Consider the following 14,613-nt stretch of genomic DNA (forward strand, 5'->3'; position numbering starts at 1 on the left):
CCTCTCCTGGTGAGGATCCGGAAAGTGATCGTCTGGGCGATTAACGGTCGTGCCGCCCCACCGGGACTTTAGCTCACCATGTCGCCCGGATTCACCGTGACACCGACATTTCCGGCTTGCTGCTAGCTGTCGTGATCGTCATGACTCGTTGTCGGCGCTCGGCTCGAGTCTTGCGAGTTGCAGGCTCAGTGCGCCGGCCAGGATGACGAATCCCAGCGCGAACCCGATGCTGCCCATGATACCGATCCACTGGTAACTCAGCCCGGAGAGCACCGTTCCCAGCAGCCGCCCCGAGGCGTTGGCCGCGTAGTAGAAGCCGACGTTCATCGAGGCCTTTTCCAGCGCCGAGTAGCGCAGGATCAGATAGGAATGCGTCGCCGAATTGATCGCGAACACGATGCCGAAGAATGCCAGTCCGAGACTGATCACCCAGCCGTCGGTGAGGTCGAGCATCAGGGCCGCCAGAATGGCGACCAACGGCAAGGCAAGGGAGAAGGTCCAGATGCTGGCCGTTCTACCCGTGGGCCCGTCCTCCAAGGGCGAGGATCGGCGACCGCCCAGCAGCCGCGGGGCAAGTGCCTGAACGATGCCGTAGCCGATCACCCACAGAGCAAGGTAGGCGCCGACCCAGTGGAAATCCCAGCCGATGGAGACCAGGAACACCGGCAGGGCCACCACGAACCAGACGTCGCGGGCGGCAAACAGGAAGATACGCGCAGCGGCAAGCCAGTTGATCAGCGGCTCACGGGAGAACATGCCGGCGAAGCCCTTCTTCGCCCGAATGGCGCCGAATCCGCCCGGCAACGTCAGCGTCATTGCCAGGCCGATGAACAGCATGGCCGCCAACCAGCCCATCGCGCCCTGAAAGCCGACCGAGGAGAGCAACACCGCCCCCAGAAAGAAGCCGGCGCCCTTCAGCGCATTCTTCGATCCGGTGATCCAGGCCACCCAGCGGAACAGCTGGGCGTTGCCCTCGGTCGCGACCAGCTTCACTCCGGCCTTGGCCGACATCTTGTTGAGATCCTTCGCGACACCGGAAAGGGCCTGGGCAACCATGACATAGGCCACGCTCAGCCAGGCATCGGGGACGGTCAGCATCAGCAGGGCCAGGATCTGCAGTCCGGTGCCGATCTGCATCGTCCGGTTCAGCCCGATTCGCGCGCCAAGCCAGCCGCCGACCAGGTTGGTGACGATGCCGAAGAACTCGTAGAAGAGGAACAGCATCGCGATGGCGAACGGCGAGTACCCCAGCTGGTAGAAATGGAGCACCACCAGCATCCGGATCGCGCCGTCGGTCAGGGTGAACAGCCAGTAGTTTCCGGTGATGGTGAGGTAATGACGCAGGGCAGCTGGCACGCGCGACTCCGTGTTCTGTAGGCGGTCAGGGATCACGCCCGGCCGATCTTGGCGACCAGTTCGACCAGGCGGTTGGCATAGCCCCACTCATTGTCATACCAGGCCATCACCTTCACCAGCTCGTCATCGATCACCATGGTCGACGGGGCGTCGATAATCGACGAGCGCGGGTCGTTGGCGTAATCAACCGAGACCAGAGGCCGGGTTTCGTAGCCGAGGATGCCGCTTAGCGCGCCGTTTGCCGCATTTTCGAGAATTTCGTTGACCTCGCTGGTGGTCGTGGGGCGTTCCGGCGTGAAGACGAAGTCGGTCAGCGAGGCATTGAGCAGTGGCACCCGCACTGCCAGGCCGTTCAACCGCCCGTCAAGTTCGGGAAAGATCGATCCAATGGCCTTCGCCGAGCCGGTGGTCGTCGGCGCGAGCGACTTGGAGGCGGCGCGGGCTCGGCGCCAGTCGCGGTCGCCGCGGTCGACCACCGACTGGGTGTTGGTCAGGTCGTGCATGGTCGTCATCGTGCCCCGCCGGATGCCCAGGCCCTCGTGCAGTGCCTTGACTACCGGTGCCAGGCAATTGGTGGTGCAAGAGGCGGCCGTGACGATGTGGTGCTGCAAGGGATCGAATCGGTCGTCATTGACGCCCATCACGATGTTGAGCACCGACTCGTGCTTGACCGGAGCGGCCACGGCGACGCGTCGCGCGCCCTGTGTCAGGTGTGGCTCGATCTGGTCGATCGACCGCCAGCGACCGGTGGATTCGATCACGACATCCACCCCGCTTGCGTGCCAATCGATCCCCTCGACCGAGTCGCTGGAGGTGAAACGGATCGAGCTTCCGTCAACCGCCAGCGTGTCGCCCTCCCCGGTCACCGTGTGGGACCAGCGGCCGTGCACGGAGTCGAATTCGGTCAGGTGCGCCATGCAGGCGGCGTCGCCGGCAATCTCGTTGATGTGCACCACGTCGAGATCGAGTTCCGGTCGATCCACGAGTGCACGTAATGCCAGTCGACCGATACGACCGAAACCGTTGATGCCGACACGAATCGTCATGACTTGTCTTCCCGAGTTGCGACCCGCCCGAGCGGCGTCGATGAAAGGACCGATCCGGCGTCAGAATAACGGCCCCGTATGACGGTTTTCTAACAGCTTTCGGCGCGTTCCGGCCGCGGATTCACGGGCCGGAAAGTTTTTCACAGAAACTGTGGATAACTGTGTGGATGAACCCGGTAACCACCGGTCCCACAAGGCGGGGGACACTGTTGGTTAATTTTTAACCAGATCCGTTTCTTTGAACTATTTGTATTTTAAAACAACAGGTTACCGTGTATATGCGTCTAAGCGACTGATTCTTCGTGCACCAAAAAAGCGCAACCGTGGCTGCGCCTTTGTTGATGTGGAAAATGGGTGCTGTCAACCCTTGACAGTTGGCAAATTTACGCCCCTTTCGCCCCGATCAGTTCGATCGCGTAACCGTCCGGATCGGCAACGAACGCGATGATCGTCGTACCGGCATTCATCGGGCCCGGTTCGCGCAGGATTTTGCCGCCTTTTTCACGGATCTTCTCGGCGGCCTGATAGACGTCGTCCACCTCGATTGCGATGTGACCGTAGCCGTCACCCAGGTCGTATTGATGATCACCCCAGTTGTAGGTGAGCTCGAGCACGGCGGTTTCGCTCTCGTCGCCGTAACCGACGAACGCCAGGGTGAACTCGCCGGCAGGATAGTCCTGCTGACGCAGGAGCTTCATGCCCAGCACGTCGGTGTAGAAATCGAGCGATTTCTCCAGGTCGCTGACGCGGATCATGGTGTGAAGAATGCGCATACTTCGCCTCCGGTCTGGTTTGCGGGTCGTGAGGCGCGCGACTGTAGCCGATTCGCGCCAGCGCCGCGACCCGGCACGGCTGCTGGTCCGCTAAACGCTGCGGTCAATGGGTTCCGGTCGGTGCAGCAGGAAGCCCTGCATGTAGTCGACGTTCATGTCGAGTACCTGACGGTACTGGGCCTCGTTTTCCACCCATTCGACGACCGTCGAGGCTTCCATCACCCGGCACACCTGCACGATCGCGGCGACGATGACGCCGGCAACCGGGTCGGCAGGGAGATCGGCGATGAGCTGGCCATCGATCTTGACGATGTCCGGATGCAGTCGACGCAGGAATTCGAACGACAGGAAGCCCGCGCCGAAATCGTCCAGGGCGAACCGGCATCCCATCTCACGCATGGCGTGTATCAGTCGTTCGGCCTGATCGAGGTTGATGATGGCCGCGGTCTCGGTGATCTCGAAGATGATCCGGTCCGGTGCCACGCGGGTCTCGTGCAACTGCTGGCGAATGTAGTCCAGCATTTCCGGATCCTGGACCGAATGCGCGGAGAGATTGATGCTGACCGCCCAGTCACCGTCCGGCGCGTTCTCGACCCACTGGCAGGCATGTCGGATCACCCAGCGGTCGATATCCTGCATTGCCTGATGTTTTTCGGCGATCTCGATGAATTCCTTGGGAAAACGCAGCTGCCCTGCCCCGTCCTCGACCCGCAGGAGCACTTCGTGAATGAACGGCTCGCCCGATCTTGCCGGCACGATGCGCTGGCTTACCAATGACAGACGATCCTCGGCGATGGCCGATTGAAGGGCGCTGTAGCGCTCGATTTGCTGTTCACGTTCCATCAGCTCCGTGTCATCGCCGGAAAACTGTACGACCCGGTCCCCACCCAACCGGTGGGCGCTCTGGCTGGCCCGCTCGGCATCCTCCAGACGGCGCGTGGCAATCAAGTCGTCGCTATCGATCCGGGTGACCCCGACGCTGGCCTTCAATCGCAAGTGACCGTGACTGTCCGGTAGACGGAATGCATGGATCGTTTCCAGCACGTCGCGTGCGATAGGCATGCAGGTGTCACGGTTGGTCAACGGCATCCAGATGGCGAATTCGTCGACACCCATCCGCGCCAGCACGGCGTCGGACGGCAGCTCGAGCGAGAAATGGCTCGCCAGCGACGCCAGTATGCGATCGCCCAGTTCCCGGGTGCCGATCTCGTTGAGCAGGCGAAAGTCGTCCAGATCGACCCAGACCAGGCAGCCGGTATCGAGGGGTTCACTCGAGCCCGACCGACCGGGCATGGCCTGGGCCAGGAATTCCTCCATGGCTTCGCGGTTGAGCACGCCGGTGAGGCGGTCATGCGTCGCCCGGTAGGTCAGCAGCGCGTGGGCGGAACGCAGTTCGGTCACATCCAGCATCGAGACCAGCATCTGCGTCTCGCCGTCCGCCTGCAGGCGGCTCAACTTGAGGTTGACGTCGAAGCGTTGCTGTCCCCGCTCGAGGATCCCATCGACAGAGCGGGTCTCGCGCGCCTCGATCTGGCTGACCAGGTCTTCGAACGCGCATTGAGCCGACACGCCCTCGATATGCAGGTGAAACATCTCGCACACGGGGCGACCGATCAGTTCCTGCTCGGTTTCGACGTTCGCAAACGGAACGACGGCGCGATTCGCCAGCAGTATTCGTCCCTGTTCATCGGTGAGTACGGCTCCGGTATGCAGACCGGAAAAGGCGCGGCGCAGTCGTTGCTTCTCGGCCCGGATCCGCCGGGTACCTCGTCGGGCCTGCCAGGCAAAGAGCCCCAGGACCAGGGCGATGAACGCGATGACATACTGACCGTAGTGTGCGGCCAGGGTGCTCGGTGTCAGCGGTGTCGGCAGCCACTTGTCACGCAGGTGATCGACAACCGAGTAATCGAGCGGGGTGCGCCAGCCCGCCACCCGAGCATCCCGGGCGGCCTGAACGCTGGACGGCATGGCGATGAGCTGCGCGCCGACGCGGCTGGCGATCGCATCGGGCGCGGTGGCGGTCGCCGCAAACGGCCACTCGGGTACCAGCGGGGTGTTGGTCGGGTAGGGAAAGTCGTCCTGCCGGGCCGGGCCGACCGGTTCGAGCCGCGCGTCCGGGAACTGGTCGAGGTAGTGCTGGAAGAAGCTGGAACGGACCACGCCGGCATGCGCGCGCCCCTCCCGCACCGCTTCGATGACCGCCTCGAGCGGCAATCCCGTGAATATCGGCGTGATCTCGTGTTCGACGTCGATGCCGGCATGGTCGAGGGCCTCCATGCCGAGCAGCCACCCGCCGAGCGCATTCGGACTGGTCCCGGCCACACGGGTCCCGACCAGGTCCGAGATTGTCTCGAATCCGGTGCCCTGTCGGCTGAAGATCACCGCGCCGAACCGTTCCAGCGAGCTGCCGTCGTCACCGTGCACGATCAGCGTCGCCAGCGGTCGTATATCACCGAGCCTGGACAATTCGGAATACTGCAACGACTGGGTCAGCACGAAGTCCAGCCGCTGTTCGACGAAGGCATTGCGCAGCTCGGACAGGAAAAGCGGCTCGATGGCGAAACGGTACCCGGGATTGCGCTCGCTCAGATAGTCCGCCGTGGCCTGCCAGCGATCGATCGCCGCCGCCTTGCCGGCATAAGCGAGGACACCGATCGTGAGGGTCTCGGCATCACGGTCGGCGGCGGCCATCGCAGGCCCGCTCAGGCACGACAGCATCAGGGCTGTCCACAGTAGCTGGCGTGCCCAATGTGCGGGCCCTGCCCAGTCGGCAATCGTCATCGGCGGCACCGGTGTGTATCGGACATGTCGATCCCTGCGTTCGCGTAACTGGATGGCGATACCGGCCGCACGGCTGTGCCGGTTAGCCGTCGCACCCGGCGCGGACGTCGACCAAGTATTCTTCGAGCGGCACGGGATGATGGAACAGGTATCCCTGGGCAAAGTCCACCCCCAGGTGGTGCAGGCGCGCCCTCGTTTCCTCGTTCTCCACCCATTCACCTACCGTCTTCGCCCCCATCACGCGGGCAACCGAATGGATCGACTCGACGATGACGGCCGCGACCGGATCGCTGCCCAGGTCGCATACCAGCCGCCCGTCGATCTTGACGATGTCCGGCTGCAGGCGCCGCAGGAAATCGAACGAGAGCAGGCCGCTACCGAAGTCGTCCAGCGCCACCTGACAGCCAAGCTCGCGCAACCGGGCGATCAACTCGAGTGCCTGATCGAAATTCGCGATCGCCGCCGTCTCGGTGATCTCGAAGCAGATCCAGTGCGGCTCGACTCGATTGCGGTTGAGCTCTTCGCGCACGTAACTGGCGAGTTCGTCGTCCTTGAGTGACTGGCCGGAAAGGTTGATGGTCAGGCGTGCCGGCGGAGTCGTCGCCTCTTCCAGCTGCCCCTTGAGGGTCCGGAACGCGTTGCGTATCACCCAGCGATCGACCCGCGGCATGTGATTGAAACGCTCCGCCAGTTCGATCATCGTTCCCGGAGACTCGTAGCGACCGTCACGCCCCTTGAGGCGCAGAAGGATCTCCAGCCACGGTCCGTCGCAGTTGCTGGCGAGCGGGCGGATCTCCTGGCCATGCAGGACGAAGTGATCGTCTTCGAGCGCTTCCTTCAGTCGGTTGAGCTCGGCATAGTCCGCTTGCCGCAGCCTCCGCTCGCTTTCGCTTTCGCGATAGGTCACCAGCCGGTTGCCACCCAGGTGCTTGGCCATGGCACAGGCCGATTCGGCCTCCTGCAGAGCGGTCGCGGCATCGAGGCTGCCGTCATCCGGCAGATTGCGGGCACCGATGCTTGCCGTGATCCGCAAGGCCGAGCCGTCGTCATCCATGCGGAATTCGCGGATCGCCGTGAGGACGTGGCTGGGCCAGTCTTCCTGCGGCGGGGCCATCGCGTCACTGAGAAAAATGCCGAATTCGTCGTCGCCCAATCGCCCGAGGGGGGTGTTGGCCGGCAGTACCACACTCAGGTAGCTGGCCATCCGCCGAAGGATTTCATCGCCCATCCGGTGCGAGCTGCCTTCGTTGACCAGATGGAAATGGTCGAGGTCGACCCAGAGCAGAATGCCGCCGGGTGTTCGGCCGCCCGGTGCGAGGCGGCGGTCGACCAGATCGATAAAGCTGCGCCGATTGAAGACCCCGGTCAGATCGTCGTGAGTCGCACGGAACGCCAGTTGCCGGCTGGCTTGGTCGAGCTCGGTGACGTCGGTCATCGACACGAGGACATCCCGAATTGCCTCGCCGTTGCCGCGATCCATGCGCACGGCGTTGAGGTCGAGGATGCGCCGGGGATGACCGTGAGCGAGCACCACGGAGTACTGCACCCAGCCCTCACGGCTGAGATGTTCGTAAAGCCCGCCAATGGAGAAATCGTGCTGATCGTGACGCAGCAACAGGGCAAATGCATCCAGTAGCTGCCGTCCCATGGCGCGTTCCGGCGGCATATCCGGGGTCAGCAACTGTTGGGCGGCCGGGTTCATGAATTGGATCCGCCCTTCGGCGTCGAGGGTCACCACCGCCTCGCGCATGGCATTGAGTGCCGCTCGACGCTCGCGTTCACGCTCGGCCAGTTGGCGCCGCGCGCGCCATTGCTGCCCGAAAAGCACCGCGAAAAGCACGCTCAGAATGACCGGGACCGTCCACCAGTTGGCGCGCAACCAGTCTCCGATCGTCTGCGGTGGAGTGAGCCACTTGTCCGCCAGTGCCTCCAGTCCGTCGTAGCTGGTGGGTTCGGACCAGCTCACCAGCCCCGCATCCCGCATTGCCTTCGCGTCGCCTGGCAGGTTGAGCAAGGCCGACTTCACCTGCTCACTGAGGCGGGCGTCTGCCCGGGAGGTGGCGGCAAACGGCCACTCCGGCACCAGCCGGGTCGAGACACGGTGCGGATAGCCCGGTTGACGTGACGGGTTGAGCACCACGAAGGCGTCGCTCTCGAACCGCCCGGCTGACAGTGCCTGTTGCAGGACGTCGGCCCGGACGATGCCGGCATCGGCCCGACCGGCCGCCACGGCACCAAGCACGTTCGTCATGGGCAAGCCGACGAACAGCGGCAGGATGTCATCCCGGGGAGACAGTCCGGCCCGCTCGATTTCCTCCACGCCCAGGATCCACGCCCCCAGCGCGTTGGGGGCGACACCCGCCACGATAGCGCCACGCAGATCGCGGACATCGTCGATGTCGGTGTGATCGCGGTGACGAACGATGACCGAACCGAAGCGGGTCACGCCATCACCGGCGTCATCCACCACCCGCGTAGCCAGGGCGGTGACGTCATGTTTGCGACGCAGTTGAACGAACTGCAACGGCTGGAGATGAACGAAGTCCAGTTCGTTCTGCCGCACGGCGCGGGCGATTTCCTGCAGGAACAGCGGCTGGATCTCGAACCGGGCACCCTCGACCTGCCGGCTCAGGTAGTCGGCAGTCGGGCTCCAACGCGCCCTGGCCTCCTCCTTGCTGGTGATCGTCAAGACGCCCACCGTCACCAGCTGGTCTTCGCTTGCCCACGCGGCCGCGTGCACGGCTGTCTGGCCGACCAGGCCGGCGAAGGCGAGCATGGCGAGCAACAGCGGGCGCACCCTGCTGCGCTGGAGACAAAAAAGGCGGGGAAGGGCAAACGCCCCACCCCGCCGTACCGATACGGGCGGCTTTTCGACTTGAATGACTGTCCTGTCATCCCGGTTGTGCATTCCAAACCTTCCCTGCCGGTTGTTGTCGGTCCGACGGAGGCCGGCGCGGAGACTCAGGCTCTCGTCGGCGCCCCGTCGTCCGGCGAGCGATCAGCCGCGTCGGCCCGCTTTCGCGCCGATGCGAAGACGCAGCGCGTTGAGCTTGATGAAGCCCTCCGCATCACGCTGGTCGTAGGCGCCGGCATCGTCCTCGAAGGTCGCGATGGCCGGGTCGAACAGGCTGTTGTCCGACTGACGGCCGGCGACGATCACGTTGCCCTTGTACAGGCGCAGGCGGACGTCGCCGTTGACGTTCTTCTGGGTGGCGTCGATCGCCTCCTGCAGCATCTCACGCTCCGGGGCGAACCAGTAGCCGTTGTACACCAGTTCGGCGTATTTGGGCATCAGCTCGTCCTTCATGTGCGCCTCGCCCCGGTCGAGGGTCAGCGATTCCAGCGCGCGGCGCGCCTTGAGGAGGATGGTGCCGCCCGGCGTCTCGTAGCAGCCGCGCGACTTCATGCCGACGTAGCGGTTCTCCACCATGTCGAGGCGGCCGATGCCGTTGGCGCCACCCAGCTGGTTGAGCTTGAGCAGCAGTTCGGCCGGCGACAGCTTTTCGCCATTGATGGAGACCGGGTCGCCCTGCTCGAAGCCGATGGTGATCTCGGTGGCCTCGTCCGGGGCACGCTCCGGGCTGACCGACCAGCGCCACATCTCCTCTTCCGGCTCCCACCACGGATCCTCGAGGTTGCCGCCCTCGTAGGAGATGTGCAGCAGGTTGGCATCCATGGAATACGGCGATTTCTTGCCCGCCGCGGCAAAATCGACCGGGATCTCGCGCGTCTTGGCGTAGTTCATCAGCTTCTCGCGCGAGTTGAGATCCCACTCGCGCCACGGGGCGATCACCTCGATCTCGGGGTTGAGCGCGTAGGCGTTGAGCTCGAAGCGTACCTGGTCGTTACCCTTGCCGGTGGCGCCGTGGGCGACCGCATCGGCGCCGGTTTCACGAGCGATGTCCACCAGTCGCTTGGCGATCAGCGGGCGGGCGATCGAGGTGCCGAGCAGGTATTCACCCTCGTAGATGGCGTTGGCGCGGAACATCGGGAAGACGTAATCGCGGACGAAGGTCTCGCGCACGTCGTCGATGTAGATTTCCTTGACGCCCATCTGCTCGGCCTTCTGACGGGCGGGCTCGAGCTCCTCGCCCTGCCCCAGATCCGCGGTGAAGGTGACCACTTCGCAGTCGTAGGTCTCTTCCAGCCACTTGAGGATCACCGAGGTGTCCAGGCCGCCGGAATAGGCCAGAACCACCTTGCCGAGCTTCTTGGGGGCCGAGGGATTGCTCATCAGAACTCCTGAATTCGATTTGTGTTTTCGATGTAATGCGTACGAGATCGCGCCATTATATAGACACCACCGCGCGTTCACAGGGCATAGCGTTTTTCGATCCCCCGATTACGCCGCCGAGGGCCGCGTCATCGCGGCACTTAACATCGGCACGAGGCGCGTCATGGAGCCCACGAGACCGCTTCGTTGCGCGCTTGTGCATAGGAAATATCGGCGGAATCACGCATAATGAGCCACAAATTTTGGTCCGGTGCGACTGTCGCAACCCCATGCCGACGCGATTACCGGGGTGTAGCGAACGCATCCAACGACAGCTTTGAGGAGTGCTTGTGACCGATTACATCGATCAGGATCCGCAGGAAACCCGCGAATGGCTCGACGCCCTCGAGGCGGTGGTCAGCTTTGAAGGCACGGAAAAGGCCCGACACTTGATCGGCCACATGATCGAGCTGGCTCGCCAGCACGGCATCGACACCCCGTACGCCGCTACCACCCCCTACATCAACACGATCCCGCCGGAAGACGAGGCGCAATACCCGGGCGATCGCCAGATGGAGCAGCGCCTGCGCGCCCTGATCCGCTGGAACGCCATGGCGATCGTCGTGCGGGCCAACAAGGAAAACGCGGTCGGGGGTCACATCGCCTCCTATCAGTCCAGTGCCACCATGTACGAGGTCGGGCTGAACCATTTCTTCAAGGGCCACGACCACGAGGACGGCGCCGACATGGTGTTCTTCCAGGGTCACGTTGCCCCGGGCATGTACGCCCGCGCCTACCTCGAGGGCCGCATCTCCGAGGAGCACCTGCTCAACTTCCGACAGGAAGCGGCCAACGAGAAGGCGCTGAGCTCCTACCCGCACCCCTGGCTGATGCCGGACTTCTGGCAGTTCCCGACCGTCTCCATGGGCCTCGGCCCGCTGATGGCGATCTATCAGGCGCGCTTCATGAAGTACATGGAAGCGCGCGGCTTCGCCAAGGCGGGCAACCGCAAGATCTACGCCTTCCTCGGTGACGGCGAGATGGACGAGCCGGAATCCCTCGGCGCGATCGGCCTGGCCGTCCGCGAGAAGCTCGACAACCTGGTGTTCGTCGTCAACGCCAACCTGCAGCGCCTCGACGGCCCGGTACGCGGCAACGGCAAGATCGTCCAGGAGCTCGAGGGCAGTTTCCGCGGTGCGGGCTGGAACGTGATCAAGGTGCTGTGGGGACCGGGCTGGGACGAGCTCCTCGCCCGCGACAAGTCCGGCCGCTTGAAGCAGCTGATGATGGAGACCGTCGACGGCGAGTACCAGGCCTACAAGGCGAAGGACGGTGCGTACGTACGCAAGCACTTCTTCGGCAAGTACCCGGAGACCGCCGAACTGGTCAAGAACATGACCGACGACGAGATCTTCTCGCTTACCCGTGGCGGCCACAGCCCGCGCAAGATGTACGCGGCCTACAAGGCGGCCAACGAGTGCCAGGGCAAGCCGAGCGTCATCATCGCGAAGACGGTCAAGGGTTACGGCATGGGCCCGTTCGGCGAGGGCGCGATGTCCGCGCACCAGCAGAAGAAGCTCGACACCGAGGGCCTCAAGTACTTCCGCGACCGCTTCGGCCTGCCGATCTCCGACGAACAGCTGGAGAAGAACGTCCCGTTCTACAAGCCGGACGACAGCCACGAGCTGATCAAGTACATGAACGAGCGCCGCGCGGAGCTCGGCGGCTACCTGCCCGCACGCGTCGACCGCGCCGAGTCGCTGCCGGCGCCGGATCTGTCCGCGTTCGACATGATCCTCAAGGGCACCGGCGAGCGCGAGATGTCCTCGACCATGCTGTTCGGCCGCATCCTGGCGATGATCCTGCGCGACAAGAAGCTCGGCAAGCGCGTCGTGCCGATCATCCCGGACGAGGCACGCACCTTCGGTCTCGAGGGGCTGTTCCGCCAGGTCGGCATCTACGACCCGGCCGGCCAGCTCTACGAGCCGGTCGATGCCGACCAGGTCGCCTGGTACAAGCAGGCGGCCAACGGCCAGGTGCTGCAGGAAGGCATCAACGAGGCCGGCTCGATGTCCTCGTGGCTGGCCGCCGCGACCGCCTACGCCAACTACGGCGAGGCGATGGTGCCCTTCTACATCTACTACTCGATGTTCGGCTACCAGCGCATCGGCGATCTCGCCTGGCTGGCTGGCGACATGCGCGCCCGCGGCTTTTTGATCGGCGCGACCGCCGGTCGGACCACGCTCGAGGGCGAAGGCCTGCAGCACAACGACGGCCACAACATCATGATGTTCTCGGCCGTGCCGAGCTGCCGCGTCTTTGATCCGACCTACGGCTACGAGATGGCGATCATCATCCGTGACGGCCTTAAGGCCATGGTCGAGGAAAAGCAGGACTGCTACTACTACATCACCGCGATGAACGAGAACTACTCGCACCCGGCCATGCCGGAGGACGTCGAGGAAGGGGTTCTCAAGGGTGCCTACCTGCTGCGCGAGAGCAAGAAGAAGCTCAAGAACCGTGTCCAGCTGATGGGTTCCGGCACTATCCTGCGCGAGGCCGAAGCGGCCGCGAAGATGCTCGAGGACGAGTGGAAGATCGCCGCCGACGTCTGGTCCGCGACCAGCTTTACCGAGCTGACCCGCGAAGGCCAGGCCTGCGAGCGCCACAACCGCCTGCACCCGGATGCCAAGCCGCAGAAGCCGTATATCACCGCCGCGCTGGAAAAGCGCAGCGGCCCGGTGATCGCCGCGACCGACTACATCCAGGCCTATCCGGACCAGATCCGTCGCTTCGTGCCCGGCTCGTACACCACGCTGGGCACCGACGGCTACGGCCGGTCCGACACCCGCGCCGCCCTGCGCCGCTTCTTCGAGGTCGACGCGGCCCACATCGTGGTCGCCGCCCTCAAGTCGCTGGCCGACGAGGAGGCGATCCCTGCCTCCAAGGTCACCGAAGCGATCAAGAAGTACGGCATCGATCCGGACTGCGCCCCGCCGATCGAGCGCTAAGACCCGCCGCCCTGCCCCGGCTCATCCCGACATGGTCGGGGCGACGGCCCAATTCGATCCGACGTCCGCCCTCTGGCGGACGCGCATGCAACCTTTCATGGAGACAGGCTGATGGCCACCAAGTCGATCACCCTCCCCGACATCGGCAACTACGACAACACCCCGGTCATCGAGGTGCTGGTTTCGCCCGGTGATCGGGTCGAAAAGGAAGACTCGCTGATCACGCTGGAATCCGACAAGGCCACGATGGAGATCCCGTCCCCCTACACGGGCGAGATCAAGAAGGTGCTGGTCAAGGTCGACGACACGCTCAACCAGGGTGATCTGATCGCCGAGATCGAGGCCGAGGAAGAGGCCGAAGAGCCGGCAGCGGAGGAAAAGCCGCAAGAGGCCGCCGAGAAGCCGGCCGAGGAACAGCCGGCTGCAAAAGCGGAAGAGCCGGCACCGGCCCCGGCCGCCGAAAAGGCCCCCGAACCCGCGGCTCCGGCGGCCGATACTCCGACGCCGGTCAACCGCCAGAGTGCCGGTGCGAAATCCCACGCCAGCCCATCGGTACGCCTGTTCGCCCGCAAGCTTGGCGTGGATCTGGCCAACGTGACCGGTACGGGCCCGAAGGGCCGCATCCTGCAGGAAGACGTCGAGGGCGCGATCAAGAAGGTCATGGAAGGCGCCGCTCAAGGCGCTGTCGGCGGCGCGGGCATCCCGCCGCTGCCGGAGATCGACTTCTCCCAGTTCGGCGAGATCGAGGAAAAGCCTCTCTCGCGCATCAAGAAGCTCTCCGGCAAGCACCTGTCGACCGCGTGGTTGAACATCCCGCACGTCACGCAGTTCGACGAGACCGACATCACCGAGCTCGAAGCCTTCCGCAAGTCGCTCAAGCCGCGTGCCGAGAAGGCCGGCATCAAGATGACCCCGCTGGTGTTCATCCTCAAGGCGCTGGCGCACGTCCTGCGCGAGTTCCCGAACATGAACGCCTCGCTCGCCCCGGACGGTGAAAACCTGATCGTCAAGAAGTACATCAACCTCGGCGTGGCCGTGGATACGCCGAACGGTCTCGTGGTGCCAGTGGTGCGCGATGTCGACCAGAAAGGCGTATTCGAGCTGTCCGAGGAGCTGATGGACATCTCCGCCCGCGCCCGTGACGGCAAGCTCACCGGCGCGGACCTCTCCGGCGGCACCTTCTCCGTCTCCAGTCTCGGTGGCATCGGCGGGACCCAGTTCACCCCGATCGTCAACGGACCGGAAGTCGGCATCCTGGGCGTCTCCAAGGCCAGCATGCAGCCGGTCTGGAACGGCTCGGAGTTCGAGCCGCGCCTGATGCTGCCGCTGGCGCTGTCCTACGATCACCGCGTCATCGATGGCGCCGAGGGCGCGCGGTTCATGACCACGCTCTCGCGTACGCTCACCGATCTTCGCGAACTGATGCTGTAAGG

At 64.2% G+C, this 14,613-nt stretch carries 8 protein-coding genes; 2 read left to right on the forward strand and 6 right to left on the reverse strand.

From position 1 onward, the window contains the following. Positions 1 to 138 precede the first annotated feature (138 nt). The 6 genes from arsJ to AWR35_RS00555 all read right to left on the reverse strand — a co-directional run bounded on the left by arsJ (position 139) and on the right by AWR35_RS00555 (position 10,190). Positions 139 to 1,356: an organoarsenical effux MFS transporter ArsJ gene (arsJ, locus tag AWR35_RS00530; RefSeq protein ID WP_058574009.1), complete on the reverse strand. Its 1,218-nt coding sequence runs from the start codon at positions 1,354 to 1,356 to the stop codon at positions 139 to 141. Between the two features lie 32 nt (positions 1,357 to 1,388). After that, positions 1,389 to 2,402, reverse strand: a complete 1,014-nt coding sequence (locus AWR35_RS00535; protein ID WP_058574010.1) for an ArsJ-associated glyceraldehyde-3-phosphate dehydrogenase — start codon at positions 2,400 to 2,402, stop codon at positions 1,389 to 1,391. Positions 2,403 to 2,785: 383 nt separating this feature from the next. After that, complete coding sequence (gene gloA / locus AWR35_RS00540; RefSeq protein WP_058574011.1) at positions 2,786 to 3,175, reverse strand: lactoylglutathione lyase; 390 nt, start codon at positions 3,173 to 3,175, stop codon at positions 2,786 to 2,788. A gap of 90 nt (positions 3,176 to 3,265) precedes the next feature. Further along, on the reverse strand, positions 3,266 to 5,866 hold the full coding sequence (locus AWR35_RS00545; RefSeq protein ID WP_197408090.1) for an EAL domain-containing protein: 2,601 nt from the start codon (positions 5,864 to 5,866) through the stop codon (positions 3,266 to 3,268). Positions 5,867 to 6,038: 172 nt separating this feature from the next. Further along, a complete protein-coding gene (locus AWR35_RS00550; RefSeq protein ID WP_231723532.1) occupies positions 6,039 to 8,732 on the reverse strand; it encodes an EAL domain-containing protein in 2,694 nt (897 codons plus the stop codon). Between the two features lie 222 nt (positions 8,733 to 8,954). Continuing rightward, entirely contained in the window at positions 8,955 to 10,190 is a 1,236-nt protein-coding gene (locus AWR35_RS00555) for an argininosuccinate synthase (protein ID WP_058574014.1), read from the reverse strand. A gap of 329 nt (positions 10,191 to 10,519) precedes the next feature. On the opposite strand from AWR35_RS00555, the gene aceE reads away from it, so the two are divergent. Further along, complete coding sequence (gene aceE / locus AWR35_RS00560; protein ID WP_058574015.1) at positions 10,520 to 13,180, forward strand: pyruvate dehydrogenase (acetyl-transferring), homodimeric type; 2,661 nt, start codon at positions 10,520 to 10,522, stop codon at positions 13,178 to 13,180. Positions 13,181 to 13,288: 108 nt separating this feature from the next. Further along, positions 13,289 to 14,611: a dihydrolipoyllysine-residue acetyltransferase gene (gene aceF, locus AWR35_RS00565; RefSeq protein ID WP_156413885.1), complete on the forward strand. Its 1,323-nt coding sequence runs from the start codon at positions 13,289 to 13,291 to the stop codon at positions 14,609 to 14,611. Positions 14,612 to 14,613 lie beyond the last annotated feature (2 nt).

The organism is Guyparkeria sp. WRN-7 (assembly GCF_001641825.1).
Lineage (GTDB): Bacteria > Pseudomonadota > Gammaproteobacteria > Halothiobacillales > Halothiobacillaceae > Guyparkeria.